At 31.9% G+C, this 12,973-nt stretch carries 14 protein-coding genes and 1 tRNA gene; 5 read left to right on the top strand and 10 right to left on the bottom strand.

Features of this window, described 5'->3' with window-relative positions; translation table 11 throughout:
- Positions 1-26: 26 nt before the first annotated feature.
- The 4 genes from galU to PXD04_RS21105 form a co-directional block, all read right to left on the bottom strand.
- Positions 27-884, bottom strand: coding sequence for a UTP--glucose-1-phosphate uridylyltransferase GalU (galU, locus tag PXD04_RS21120; protein WP_323736781.1), 858 nt, complete (start codon positions 882-884; stop codon positions 27-29).
- Between the two features lie 15 nt (positions 885-899).
- Positions 900-1,976: a glucose-1-phosphate thymidylyltransferase gene (locus PXD04_RS21115; RefSeq protein ID WP_323736780.1), complete on the bottom strand. Its 1,077-nt coding sequence runs from the start codon at positions 1,974-1,976 to the stop codon at positions 900-902.
- Positions 1,977-2,112: 136 nt separating this feature from the next.
- Positions 2,113-3,069 carry a dTDP-glucose 4,6-dehydratase gene (rfbB, locus tag PXD04_RS21110; RefSeq protein WP_323737494.1) on the bottom strand — a complete coding sequence of 319 codons (957 nt, stop codon included), beginning with the start codon at positions 3,067-3,069 and terminating at the stop codon, positions 2,113-2,115.
- Positions 3,070-3,156: 87 nt separating this feature from the next.
- Complete coding sequence (locus PXD04_RS21105; protein ID WP_323736779.1) at positions 3,157-3,399, bottom strand: TIGR04076 family protein; 243 nt, start codon at positions 3,397-3,399, stop codon at positions 3,157-3,159.
- 149 nt (positions 3,400-3,548) lie between these two features.
- On the opposite strand from PXD04_RS21105, the gene rfbD reads away from it, so the two are divergent.
- Both rfbD and PXD04_RS21095 read left to right on the top strand, forming a co-directional pair.
- Positions 3,549-4,409: a dTDP-4-dehydrorhamnose reductase gene (gene rfbD, locus PXD04_RS21100; protein WP_323736778.1), complete on the top strand. Its 861-nt coding sequence runs from the start codon at positions 3,549-3,551 to the stop codon at positions 4,407-4,409.
- A 111-nt stretch (positions 4,410-4,520) separates the two neighbouring features.
- Positions 4,521-4,604 (top strand) — tRNA-Leu (locus PXD04_RS21095).
- 18 nt (positions 4,605-4,622) lie between these two features.
- Here the strand turns inward: PXD04_RS21095 and PXD04_RS21090 are convergent.
- Positions 4,623-5,036 (bottom strand): DUF371 domain-containing protein, encoded by a 414-nt coding sequence (locus PXD04_RS21090; RefSeq protein WP_323736777.1) that lies wholly within the window; start codon positions 5,034-5,036, stop codon positions 4,623-4,625.
- A gap of 73 nt (positions 5,037-5,109) precedes the next feature.
- On the opposite strand from PXD04_RS21090, the gene PXD04_RS21085 reads away from it, so the two are divergent.
- Positions 5,110-5,544 (top strand): GIY-YIG nuclease family protein, encoded by a 435-nt coding sequence (locus PXD04_RS21085; protein WP_323736776.1) that lies wholly within the window; start codon positions 5,110-5,112, stop codon positions 5,542-5,544.
- On the opposite strand, the gene cfbC is transcribed toward PXD04_RS21085, so the two are convergent.
- The 4 genes from cfbC to PXD04_RS21065 all read right to left on the bottom strand — a co-directional run bounded on the left by cfbC (position 5,537) and on the right by PXD04_RS21065 (position 9,701).
- Positions 5,537-6,325 carry a Ni-sirohydrochlorin a,c-diamide reductive cyclase ATP-dependent reductase subunit gene (cfbC, locus tag PXD04_RS21080; RefSeq protein WP_323736775.1) on the bottom strand — a complete coding sequence of 263 codons (789 nt, stop codon included), beginning with the start codon at positions 6,323-6,325 and terminating at the stop codon, positions 5,537-5,539. The two genes, PXD04_RS21085 and cfbC, sit on opposite strands and share 8 nt — an antisense overlap.
- 1 nt (position 6,326) lies before the next feature.
- Positions 6,327-7,541: a peptidase U32 family protein gene (locus PXD04_RS21075; RefSeq protein WP_323736774.1), complete on the bottom strand. Its 1,215-nt coding sequence runs from the start codon at positions 7,539-7,541 to the stop codon at positions 6,327-6,329.
- 49 nt (positions 7,542-7,590) lie between these two features.
- Complete coding sequence (gene purF, locus PXD04_RS21070) at positions 7,591-8,991, bottom strand: amidophosphoribosyltransferase (RefSeq protein WP_323736773.1); 1,401 nt, start codon at positions 8,989-8,991, stop codon at positions 7,591-7,593.
- A gap of 158 nt (positions 8,992-9,149) precedes the next feature.
- Positions 9,150-9,701 (bottom strand): flavodoxin family protein, encoded by a 552-nt coding sequence (locus tag PXD04_RS21065; protein ID WP_323736772.1) that lies wholly within the window; start codon positions 9,699-9,701, stop codon positions 9,150-9,152.
- A gap of 216 nt (positions 9,702-9,917) precedes the next feature.
- Between PXD04_RS21065 and PXD04_RS21060 the strand changes: the two genes are divergently transcribed.
- Positions 9,918-10,790, top strand: coding sequence for a damage-control phosphatase ARMT1 family protein (locus PXD04_RS21060; RefSeq protein ID WP_323736771.1), 873 nt, complete (start codon positions 9,918-9,920; stop codon positions 10,788-10,790).
- Here the strand turns inward: PXD04_RS21060 and PXD04_RS21055 are convergent.
- Positions 10,783-11,535: a TrmB family transcriptional regulator gene (locus PXD04_RS21055; RefSeq protein ID WP_323736770.1), complete on the bottom strand. Its 753-nt coding sequence runs from the start codon at positions 11,533-11,535 to the stop codon at positions 10,783-10,785. The two genes, PXD04_RS21060 and PXD04_RS21055, sit on opposite strands and share 8 nt — an antisense overlap.
- Before the next feature lie 131 nt (positions 11,536-11,666).
- Between PXD04_RS21055 and hcp the strand changes: the two genes are divergently transcribed.
- Complete coding sequence (gene hcp, locus PXD04_RS21050; RefSeq protein WP_323736769.1) at positions 11,667-12,965, top strand: hydroxylamine reductase; 1,299 nt, start codon at positions 11,667-11,669, stop codon at positions 12,963-12,965.
- Positions 12,966-12,973: the final 8 nt, after the last annotated feature.

The following is a 12,973-nucleotide window of genomic DNA, read 5'->3' as shown; positions in this document are numbered from 1 at the left end:
TAAAAAAAGATTATGGATAAAGGAGTTTATTGGTATTCTTGAACTTTTTGTCTTAGATAATCTAAAACTTCTTCTTTAACTTCGTCTTCTTGTGTTAATGCCATGTCTATTGAACTTTTTAGCCATTCCATGGTATTTCCTATATCATATATTGTTCCTTCGAATGTTGTTGCATAAACATTTTCTTGTTCATTAATTGCATCTGTTAATTGGATTTCTCCACCAACACCTGCTTCTATTGATTCAAGTTTATCAAAGATGTCTGGTGTAAGTATATATCTTCCAGTAATACCGAGGTTAGATGGTGCATCTTCCAGTTTTGGTTTTTCTACAAGGTTTTTTACTTTGTAAATATTATCTTCAACAGTTACTCCATCTACAATTCCGTAACGTTCTATTTTTCTTTCTGGTAATTCTTCTATTGCAATAGTGGATCCACCATATTTTTCATATACATCTATTAATTGTTTGGTACATGGAGTATCGGAGTATGTGATTGTATCACCGAGTAGTACTGCGAATGGTTCGTCACCTATATGTTTTTTAGCACAACTTATTGCATCTCCAAGACCGTTCTGTTTTTTCTGACGTACATAGAATATGTCTGCAAGGTTTGATATTCCCTGTACCTCTTTAAGGTAGTCTAGTTTACCTTTCTGTTTGAGATTATATTCTAGTTCGAATGATTTGTCAAAATGGTCTTCTATTGGTCTTTTTCCTTTTCCGGTGATTATAATGATATCATCTATACCAGAGTTAACTGCTTCTTCTACCACGTATTGTATTGTTGGCTTATTAAATACTGGCAACATTTCTTTTGGTTGTGCTTTTGTTGCAGGTAAAAATCTTGTTCCTAAACCTGCTGCCGGAATAACTGCTTTCATATTGTTCATACTCTCCTATAATTTTATTACTGAATTTTCTCCTATTACAAAACTTCTTCCTTTTGGAAATGTTTTTTTGTCTGATATAATTTTTGAGTTTTGTCCTAATAGGCTTTCGGTTATTCTTTTATCGGATTGAATTGTTGAGTTTCCTATAATGATTGAAGAATCTATTTCTGATTCTATGAGTTTGGTATTATCTCCTATTGATGTGTATGGTCCAACATAACCTTTTATTTCACAGTTTTCTCCAATAATTGCAGGACCTTTAATTACAGACCCTGACTTTATTACTGTGCCTTTTCCTATGATTACTCTTCCTTTAATTTTTACATCATCTTCAACAGTACCCTGTATGTCTGTTTTGATTGTTTCAAGGATTAACTGGTTTGCATCAAGGACATCTTCTGGTTTACCTGTGTCTTTCCACCATCCTTCTACCACGAATGAATCTACATTAAATCCATCATCTATTAATTGTTGTATAGCATCTGTGATTTCCAGTTCATTTCTCCAGGATGGTTTGATTTTATCAATAGCATCAAAGATATTGTTTTTGAATAAGTATATTCCTACTAATGCCAGGTTACTTTTTGGATGTTCTGGCTTTTCTACAAGATTAATGATTTTTCCTTCATCATTTAATTCTGCTACTCCAAATTGTCTTGGATCTTCTACTTCTTGTAATAATAATCTGGATGAAAAGTCTGATTCGTCAAATCCACTTACAAATTCTTCAATACCTGACTTTAAAATGTTGTCTCCCAGGTACATTACGAAGGAATCTCCTCCGACAAATTCTTGTGCTGTTTTTGCTGCATGTGCCAGACCTTTAGGTTCACCCTGCATTATGTATGTAATGTTCACTCCGAAGCGTGACCCATCACCTAGTGCATCTTTTATCTTATTTGGCATATTAGTTCCTAATATAATTCCAATTTCAGTAATACCTGCATCGCGTAAATCTTCTATAGCATAATCTATTACTGGTTTATTAGCTATAGGAATTAATTGTTTAGGTCCTGTGTGTGTTAATGGTCTTAATCTTGTTCCATGACCACCGGATAAAATAACACCTTTCAATAAACTCACCTCAAAAAAATATAAAATTTTTGTTAAGAAACTATTATATAGAGTTATGTTTATACTTAAGATTTAATAAACCTTTTTAAAAATAGTATTAATGAAATATTAAAATTTTCTAAAAAAAGGATAACTTTGTAATGTTTTACAAAGTTTTAGTTGCTTGATATAAACGGTCTGAGTTTTCCTTGTACCAGTTAACTGTTTTTTCCATTGCATCTTCGAATGTCCATTTTGGTTGCCATCCTAGTTTTTTGGTTTTTGATGCATCAAGGGAGTATCTTCTGTCGTGTCCAAGCCTGTCTGTTACGTGTTCTATTAGTGTTTCTGGTTTTCCTAGTTTTTCTAGTATGAGTTTTGTTATTTCTAGGTTGTTTTTTTCGTTTCCTCCGCCTATGTTGTATACTTCTCCGATTTTTCCTTTGTGTAGTACTGTGTCTACTCCTGCACAGTTGTCTTCTACGTATATCCAGTCGCGTACGTTTTTTCCGTCACCATATACTGGTAGTTTTTCGTCGTGTAGTGCTTTTAGTATGAATAGTGGTATGAGTTTTTCTGGGAATTGTCTTGGTCCGAAGTTGTTACTGCTTCTGGTTATCATGACTGGTATGTCATATGTTTTGTAGTATGCACTTACTAGTAGGTCTCCTCCTGCTTTACTGGCTGAGTATGGGCTTGATGGGTCTATGTTATCTGTTTCTTTGAATGATCCTTCGAGGATACTGCCGTATACTTCGTCGGTTGATATTTGTATGTATTTTTCTACTTCGTATTTTCTTACTAGTTCTAGAAGGTTTTGTGTTCCGAGTACGTCTGCTTTTACGAATGATGCTGGGTCGTTTATTGACTTGTCTACGTGTGTTTCTGCTGCAAAGTTTACTACGTAGTCTGCATCTTTCATTGCTTCGGATGCTGCTTTTTCGTCTGCTATGTCTCCTTTTATGAAGTTGATGTTGTCGAGTCCTTTTAGGTTTTCCATGTCTCCTGCATAGGTTAGTTTGTCTAGTACTGTTATTTCATAGTCTTCATATTTGTTTGATATGTAATGTACAAAGTTTGAGCCTATGAATCCGGCTCCACCTGTTATCATAATTTTCAAAATTATCACCCTTACGTTTATATCGATAATGTTATTATTGTATACTATTTATCTTTTTGGAAATTAATAAAATTTTTTAGTTAATTTTTTTTATTCTGGTGGTGTTGATGTTATGTTGGTTGATTCTAGTTTGAATATTACTGGTCTTATTCCATCATTACAACATACTATTGCTACTCCTGGTTTTTCTATCCAGTCATGGTAGTAGAATACTGAGTTTTCTGCTCCATGTGCTAGTGCAAATACGTATTGGTATATTGCTTTCCATGCTTCGTCACAGAATCCTTCTGGTTTTGCGTAATCTGCATAGAATACTTGTCCTTCTTTTAACATTGGGCATGATGATAATTCTTTTACTCCATATTCTTTTTGCTAGTTCTTTGTTTAGTGTTGTTTGTAGAACTGTTATTTTTACTTTTTTCATTTGATTAATTTTTTTCACCTGAAAAATATTTTATATTTTAATTTGTAAATAGATAACTATGAAATATTTTATTACAGGTGGTAGTGGTCTTTTAGGTCAGAGGCTTGCTACCGTAGCTAGAGATAATGATGAGTTGGTATTAGTGCATAATAGTAATCCTACTGGGGATACTGTTAAGTGTGATATCACTGATGAAAGTCAAGTACATGATAGTGTTGTTGAGGAGAATCCTGATGTTATTATTCATTGTGCTGCTATGACTCATGTAGATTTGTGTGAAGATGAAGTTGATAAGGCATATTCTATTAATGGTGATGGAACTGGTTATTTAGCTAAGGCTGCTGAGGAAGTTGGGGCTAAAATTATTTATGTTTCTACTGACTTTGTTTTTGATGGTTGTCGTGGTTATTATAAGGAGGATGATCCTGTTAATCCTTTAGGTATTTATGCTAAGTCTAAGTATGATGGTGAGGTTCAATTACAGAAATATTCTAGTAATTGGGCTATTGCTAGGGTTAGTGTTCTTTATGGTTGGCATGAAAGGGCTAATTTTACTAATTGGGTTGTTAAGGAATTGAGAAGTAAACGTGAGATTAATATTGTTACTGATCAGATTAATTCTCCTACTTTAGCTGATAATGCTGGTGAAGCTATTTTTGAGATTGCTCGTCGGGATAAAAATGGTGTTTTCCATACTGCTGGTAATGATGCTATTAATCGTTTTGATTTTACTTTGAAAATTGCTGAGGCTTTTGATTTGAATGATGGTCTGATTAACCCTATTAGTAGTGAGAATTTTGTTCAGAAAGCTCCTAGGCCTAGAGATTCTTCTTTGAATGTTAGTAAGGTTGAAAAAGAGCTGGGTATGAAAATGGAGACTTGTAGTGAATCTCTTAAGAGGATGGCTGATTCGGAGTAATTTTATTTTTTTGTGGAAAGTTTTATATATTAAGATAAAGATAGTTTATTATAGCCTTTATAGGTATGTTGGTTAAATCCATCTTTATATAGAAAACTATTTTTTTTATATGCGGGGGTGGTCGAGCGGTCAAAGGCGCTAGGTTGAGGGCCTAGTGAGGTAGTCTCTTCGCGGGTTCGATTCCCGTCTCCCGCACTTAAATTTTAATATATTTTAACTTGTTTTAATTGTTATTTTTAGAGTATTATTATTTTTTAAATCATTTATTAATTCTTTGTTCAGGTCTTTTGCTGCTTTATCGCATCTTATCATTAATGTTCTGTTGCATGTGAAGTCACTTTTTCTACATACCATGTCTGTTGGATGATTTAATGTTAGTTTTGATGATCCTTCACCTTTAATAGTATCTGTTGCATTTTCTGTTTTTAATATCATTGTTATTTCTTTATTATCTGTTTGAATATCTTTTCTTAGTTCTTCTGGCAGATCTTTTAGTGTGATTGCTGAGTTTAATCCTATTATGCAGTCTCCTTTTAGTGTTAAGTTTTTGTCTGTTGTTATTTCAAATGTTGATTTGTGTTTTGATGTTACGTTTTCATGACCATTTGCAAAAAAAGTATATTCCATATTTTTCACCTAATTAAATATAGGATAATATTAGAAATATAATTAGTGGAGTAATGGATGGAGGATTTTTTTTATGATTGATAAGGGTAATTATTGTGTTATTATTGAGTTGTATGATGATTGTAATATTAAGGTAGGTGCAAGAGGTTTGATTAGTTTTAGTAAAGGGTTTTATGTTTATGTTGGTTCTGCATTGAATTGCTTGTCTAAGCGTATTGAAAGACATATTTCTAAGGATAAAAAGAAGCATTGGCATGTTGATTATCTTTTACTTAATAAAAATGTGGAAGTGAAGGAGGTCATATACACTTATTGTTCTGAAAAAATAGAATGTCGAATAGCAAACGAGATACTTTCTGATAGCGTTGATTATATTGATGGTTTTGGTTGTTCTGATTGTGATTGTGTATCTCATTTGTATTATTTTAACACTTTCCAGGATGCACTAGAAAGCAGTATCCAATCATATGAAAAAAACAATTACCCAGCAAAATCATGGATTAACTAACATACTTATGGAAAAAACTTTCAAACTCATCCATAGTCAAAGGAGTAGGAGTACTGAAAGAATCATTATTAACAATAGTATCAACCAATTCACGGTACTTATCCGCCTGATCAGATTCCGGAAACATTTTCAGAACAGTACAAGCATTATACTCACTCTGCTGAACAAGTTCACTTCGAGGAATTACAGAAATAACCTTAGATGAAATTAAAGAAGCAAACTCAGATACAATCTCAACCTCATCCTTTACATTACGACAATTACAGATAATACCACCAAGCTTACCATTAAGCTTACGAATACCCTTAGCAATATTATTAGCAGCATACAATGACATATATTCACCACTAGTCACAATATACACCTCATCAGCATATTCCTCACGTAAAGGTACACTAAAACCACCACATACCACATCACCCAAAACATCATAAATTACCAAATCAGGATTACTGTCAAAAGCTGAAAGTTTATCCAAAAGCTTCATAGCAACAATAACACCACGACCAGCACACCCCACACCAGGCTCAGGCCCACCAGCCTCCACACATAAAGTGTTATTAAATCCCTGATAAAGTATTTCATCAAGATTTGGAGATTTATTTTCCTTCATCGTATCAAGTATTGTGGGAATTCTTTTACCAACAAGAGTTCTTGTAGTATCTGCCTTAGGATCACAGCCAATAACAAACGTATCCTTATCATAAGCAGCAGCCATGTTTGAAACTGTTGTTGATTTTCCAATCCCACCTTTTCCATATATTGCTATTTTTTTAACCATATCAATCACCTATTACCTCTTTTCTGTACACATGATCATTTTCACGAACTGTATCATCAAATTTTATCCCAACATTACCTTCCAATATTTCATCAATATTTTTACCATCTACCTGCATAGATGAAACCTTTTGACTAACACTACCAGTCTTATTACCCTGAATAATTATTTCATCACCAACTTTAAGTTTTTCCCATAACTTAATCTCAGCAACATGAATCTTCTTATAGTAATTAACAACCTGTCCTATATCCACCTTTTTATATGTTGCCTGATTATCATAACTAGTCTCCTTAGGTGTTCTATAATAGAATCCGGTGTCAAATCCCCTGTTAAACACTGATTTTAATTCTTTTAGCCAGTAAGGTATTAACTCTTCCGATTTTTCATCCCATAATCCATCCTGATATAATCTGATAGCATCAGAATAACATTTTGTAACAGTTGCCACATAATCCGGTGCCCGGGCCCTTCCCTCTATTTTAAATGCATCAATACCACTTTCTATAAGTTCAGGAATATGTTCTATCATACACATATCCCTAGGACTAAGTAATCTTGATTTTTCAATATCATTATCTTCAGGACGCGTTAACACTAATTGTTTGTTTTCATTTGAATTAATAATCCATTCCTGTCGGCATGGCTGAAGACATTCTCCACAATTTGCATTTCTATCATAGAAGTATGAACTAAGAAAACACCGTCCTGATATTGCCACACACATTGCACCATGAACAAATGTTTCAATTTCTATTGGTGATTTTTTCTTAATATAACGTATTTGTTCTAATGATAATTCTCTAGATAATACTGCTCTTGATATTCCAAGTTCCTTATATAATTTTAAACTTTCTGTATTTGTAATATTAGCTTGAACACTCATATGTAATGGAATTGAATGCTTATTTGCAACGTTTATCATTCCCATATCTGATATTATTAATGCATCAACATCATATTTTTCTAGTTGGACTAATTGTTTCTTATATTTTTCTATTTGCCAATCAGATACTATTGTATTGGTGCATACATATAACTTTTTATTATTATCATGACATTGAGCTACAATATCCTTAATATCTTCCAAGTTAATATTTGCAACATTTGCACGCATATTATAATCAGTTATTCCCACATACACAGAATCTGCATTATTATTTAATGCTGCACTTACTGAACGTTTATCCCTTGCGGGTGATAATAATTCAACCATGTAAATCACATTGTAATTAAAAGAAAAAAATAGTTAGATTTTTGAAGAATTAATCTTCATCATCATATAATTCAGGAGGTATGATTGTAGGATATTCTTCTGTAATACATCCAAGACAAAGATCTTTTCTTGGAGTGCCTATAGCTTCAACTAATCCGTCAATACTAATGTAGCCTACTGAATCTACGCCAATAATATCCCTAATTTCCTCAGTTGTTCTGTCAACTGCTAATAATTCTTCTTTTGTAGCCATTGCTATTCCATAGTAACATGGAGATATAATTTCCGGACAACCGATTAGTAAATGAACCTCTTTTGCTCCTGCATCACGAATCATTTTAATAATAGTTTTGGATGTTGTTCCTCTTACTACACTGTCATCTATTACTATTACTCGTTTATCTTTTAGTATTGATTCGACAGTATTCATTTTTAGTTTTACTGCAAGGTCTCTGTCTTTTTGTGTTGGCATGATAAAAGTTCTTCCAACATATCTGTTTTTTATTAATCCTTCTGCGTATGGAATTCCAGATGCTCTGGCATATGCTAGTGTGGCTGGTATTGAAGAGTCCGGTACTGCTATAACTACATCAGCATCTATCGGATATTCTTTTGCTAATTGTTTTCCTATATTTAATCGTACTTCATAAACACTTTTATCAAATATTATACTATCTGGTCTTGCAAAGTAAAGATATTCAAACATACAGTTTGCAGTATGACCAAGTGTTTTCATTTGATGACTGGTTTCCACACCATTATTAATTTCCAGAATTTCCCCTGGTCGGATTGTCCTATCATATTCTATGTCTAATGAATCAAATGCAACACTTTCTGATGCAACAACTACGAATTCTTCATTTCTTCCTAGAGCTAATGGTTTAATTCCTAATGGATCACGAACAGCATATAATACTCCATTTATTAGTATTACTAATGAGTATGAACCTATTAGTTTCTCACAGGTTTTTTCTATTGCATTTACTGCGTCCTGACATTTGTTAAATTCATGTATTATTAATTGACATATTACTTCTGAATCAGTGGTTGATCTAAATTCGTAACCTGAGTCAATTAATTCTTTTCTTAATATTTCTGAATTTACAAAGTCACCATTATGTGCAAATGCTATTATTATATCATCTTCATGTTCTACAAATGGTTGACAATTGGATACATGGGATTCCCCTGTTGTTGAATATCTTACATGACCTATTCCTACATTTCCGTTCAATATATCTATTAAATCACTGTCAAACACGTCAGATACTAATCCCATACCTACATGCGTATTTATTCGACCTTCTTTTAAAACACTTATACCAGCAGATTCTTGACCTCTATGCTGTAAAGTATATAATCCTGAGTAAATCCATGAAGCAACATCCACTGATTCTTCATAGGAATATACTCCCACGATTCCACATTTATCTTGCAAACTGTCTTGCACTTTAGACTCTCCATATACTTAAATTAAATAGAAGTTGAAGTATTTTTTTATTAAATTATATTATTAGGTTTGATTTTTAGAATACTTATATTTTCTTAGAAAAAACTAATTGGTAAAAATAGTTATGAATAAAGGGGGTGAAAGTTAAAATAGGGGTTTTATAATATGTTTTTACCTACTTCAACTACTTGAGCTAACTGATCTTCTTTATCGTTGATAGCTCCAGGAACATTGTTGTCAGTTAATACTACAAAGTCGGCTAATTCGAAACCGAGGAATTCAAATGCTTTGAATTGTGTTTGTAGTACTGCTTTGAATGCATCTGGGTCTGGTGTTCCTTGTGAGATTATGAATGATACTTTTTTCTTTCCGTATGTTTCTGTGAATGGGAATTGGAAGTAGGAGTATAATCTGTCTAGTACTAATTTCATTTGAGCGTTTACATCAAAGAAGTATACTGGTATTGCGAATATTATTCCGTCTGCTTCTTCTATTTTTTTGTATACTTGTTGCATGTCATCATCTACTGCACATTTTCCTTCGTGTGCTTTACAATAGTTATCTCCTTGACATGCTTTGATGTTTAGCTTGTTAGAATCTACTAATTCTACTTCTGCTCCTTCTGCTTTTGCTGTATCAAGAGCTTTTTCTAATGCTATTCTACAGTTACTATTTTGTCTTGGGCTTGTGTTAATTCCTAAAATTTTCATATTAAACCACTCCAATATACATTTTTGTAAAAAAACATATTTAACTATTATTGTATTGAAAAAATATTATTAAAAGGTAATAATTTAAGGCTAATACTTGATAATTATCGGTATAAATATATTTAATGTTTAATTGTGAAATATTGGCAATTTGAATAAATAATAAGTTACAGAAATATTATTAATATTACACAAAAATATAGGAGTTATAGTAGAGTGAAAATAAACTATGAATGTGCTTCATGTATGCTAAGACAGTCAAGAGAAGCTATTGAAAATGCAACAGATGATGTTGAATTAAGAATGAATGCGACATTAAAGGTTTTAGACTTTATGAATACTAATTTTAAAAAGAATTATCAGTCAAATAAGTTAGGCACTAAATTACATCATATGATTATGGATGAAACCGGAAATGATGATCCTTACAAGAATCTTCGTGAAGATGGAAATAAGTTAGCATTGAATTTAATTCCAATGGTGAAAAATCTTATTGAAAAGGATGATACTTTATTGAATTATATTAAAATTGCTGTAGCTGGAAATGTTATTGATTTCGGAGCTTTAAAAGAGGATACTGATATGGAATCGTTAATTAAAAAGCAGATTACTAAGGATCCTGTTATAAATGATATTGATAAATTGGATAATGCTCTGAAAAATGCTGAGAATGTATTGTATTTAACAGATAATAGTGGAGAAATAGTGTTTGATAAGTTACTTATTAAGAAGATTAAGGAAGATTATGATGTGAATATTTTTCTTGCATTGAAAGATGGTCCTATTCTTAATGATGCTTTAATTAAGGATGCTGTTGATTTAGGTCTTGATGATTATACAACTATTATAAGTACTGGTGCTGCTTCTGTGGGTGTTGTTGAAGAGTTTGTGTCTCCAGAATTTAATGATTTGATGAATAATGTTGATTTAATCATAAGCAAGGGTATGGGTAATTATGAAGGTTTAACTGAGATGCATATTGAACGGCCTGTTTATTTCTTGTTGACCGTTAAATGTAATGTGATTAGTCGGGATATTGGTGTTCCAGTAGGTAGTCCTGTTATTTGTGAGAAGCTTTTAATTAATTAAAATGTTTTTCAAATGCTTTTGTGTAGTTTGATATTATGGTTGGGTAAGTGTTATGTAATCCAATCATATTTTTTTGATGAATATTATTTTTTATATTTTCTGCAAATATTAGGAACATTTCCTTATTGTCTCGGATTAATAGTTGTGCTGCCGGTAAGTTAATATATTTTATTTGAGCTGAAAGATTTGATAGTTCTTTTTCCAGGTTTATTTCTTTGTTATTGAAAGTGTATTTTTTTGATGCTAATATTTTAACGTTTACTCCTTTTTTTAATAGGTATGTTATGTATTTTTTGAATGCTGTTATTTCTTCTGGTATTATGAATCCTATTCTTATGTATAGTGTTTGTTTTGTGTTTTTTATTATTGAGAATTTTTGTTTGTATATTTTGTCTTCATCTTCTATTGATGTGATTGGTGTGTTTATTTTTGGAATTTTGCTTTCGTATAATTTTATCATGTTCTGTTCTAGTTTGTCGAAGTGTTGGTTAAATTGTTTCTTATATTCTGGTAATGTGTCTTTTGGATGTTTGATTGTGTATACTATTGGTCTTTTTTGTTGTATGTCTATTAATTCTTTTTTGTACAGGTTTTCTAGTACTGAATAAATTTTTGAGCGGGGTACTTTTGAGTCTTTGCTTATTTCATCTGCTTTTGCTGATACTAATCCTACTAATGATATGTATGCTTTTGATTCGTATTCTGTGAATCCTATTTGTTTTAATGTGTTCACCATTTCTTCCATTCTAATCACCCTTGTATATTTTTTCTATTGTGGACTATAAATATATTTTTTCATTTTAACTTTCTTAGTGACAAAATATTATATAAAAAAATAGTTTATAATTATTAACATAAAACAATAGGTGATAAATTATGAATGATAAAATGTTTTGTTATCAATGCTCACAAACAGTTAACGCAGAAGGATGTACAGTAGCCGGAGTATGTGGAAAAAACGAAACACTAGCAAGACTACAGGATAACTTAATATTCACATTAAAAGGAATATCCGCATACGCATACCAGATGAGAGAATTTGGAGAAACAGATGAAGAAATAAATGCTTTCATAGAAAAAGGATTATACTCCACATTAACCAATGTGAATTTTGATATACAAAGCTTCATAGACATGGCCGTAGAAGCAGGACAAATAAACATTAAAGCAATGGCAGGACTTAAAAAAGCACATATTGATAACTATGGAGAACCAGTACCTGTAGAAGTACCAAAAGGTGCAAGCAAAGGACATGGAATTTTAGTAACCGGACATGACTTAAAAGTATTAGAAGAATTACTTAAACAGACCGAAGGAAAAGGAATTAACATATACACTCACAGTGAAATGCTAATAGCTCATGGTTATCCAGAACTTAAAAAATATGAACACTTAAAAGGACAATTAGGTGGAGCATGGATTGATCAAAAAGAAGTATTTGCAAAATATAACATACCAATTCTTGTAACAACAAACTGTGGATTAATACCTCTGGATTCATATGCAGATAGAATTTACACTTCAGGAATAGCACAATTACCTAACACTCCACATATTGATAACTATGATTTCAGTGACATAATTAAACAAGCATTAGAATTACCTGAACTTGAAGAAGAAGAAAAAACATCATACACCACAGGATTCGGTAAAACAACAGTACTATCATTAGCTGATACTATTAAAGAAGCCGTACTAAGTGGAAAAATCAAACAGTTCTTTGTGATGGGTGGATGTGACACACCATTTAATAAAGAAATGGAATATTACACAGAATTTGCTAAACAATTACCAGAAGATACTGTTATATTATGTGTAGGTTGTGGAAAATACAGATTCAATGATTTAGATTTAGGTGACATTGATGGAATTCCAAGATTAATTGACCTTGGTCAATGTAATGATGCAATTGTTGGAGCAGAAATATTAACTGCACTTACAGAAGTATTTGATATGGAATTAAATGATTTACCTGTTACTTTCGTATTAAGTTGGATGGAACAAAAAGCAGTTTCAATTCTATGGAGTTTATTATCATTAGGTCTTACCAACATCCATATTGGTCCTGTTCTTCCAGCATGGATTGATGAAACCATATTAACTGTACTTGTTGATAACTTTGATTTAAAATTAATTAATACACCTGAAGAGGATATTAAGGAAATATTAGGTTAAATTATTTC

This window comes from Methanosphaera sp. ISO3-F5 (assembly GCF_034480035.2).
GTDB lineage: Archaea > Methanobacteriota > Methanobacteria > Methanobacteriales > Methanobacteriaceae > Methanosphaera.
Note: the sequence above shows the minus strand (reverse complement) of the source record. Positions and strands in the feature narration are given on the sequence as shown.

Coding starts and splice junctions, on each gene's coding strand:
- galU (WP_323736781.1), bottom strand. CDS start 884: ATGAAAGCAGTTATTCCGGCAGCAGGTTTAGGAACAAGATTTTTACCT.
- PXD04_RS21105 (WP_323736779.1), bottom strand. CDS start 3,399: ATGTTAAAAGAAGGACAAGTATTCTATGCAGATTACGCAAAACCAGAA.
- rfbD (WP_323736778.1), top strand. CDS start 3,549: ATGAAATATTTTATTACAGGTGGTAGTGGTCTTTTAGGTCAGAGGCTT.
- PXD04_RS21090 (WP_323736777.1), bottom strand. CDS start 5,036: ATGGAATATACTTTTTTTGCAAATGGTCATGAAAACGTAACATCAAAA.
- PXD04_RS21085 (WP_323736776.1), top strand. CDS start 5,110: ATGATTGATAAGGGTAATTATTGTGTTATTATTGAGTTGTATGATGAT.
- cfbC (WP_323736775.1), bottom strand. CDS start 6,325: ATGGTTAAAAAAATAGCAATATATGGAAAAGGTGGGATTGGAAAATCA.
- PXD04_RS21075 (WP_323736774.1), bottom strand. CDS start 7,541: ATGGTTGAATTATTATCACCCGCAAGGGATAAACGTTCAGTAAGTGCA.
- PXD04_RS21065 (WP_323736772.1), bottom strand. CDS start 9,701: ATGAAAATTTTAGGAATTAACACAAGCCCAAGACAAAATAGTAACTGT.
- PXD04_RS21055 (WP_323736770.1), bottom strand. CDS start 11,535: ATGGAAGAAATGGTGAACACATTAAAACAAATAGGATTCACAGAATAC.
- hcp (WP_323736769.1), top strand. CDS start 11,667: ATGAATGATAAAATGTTTTGTTATCAATGCTCACAAACAGTTAACGCA.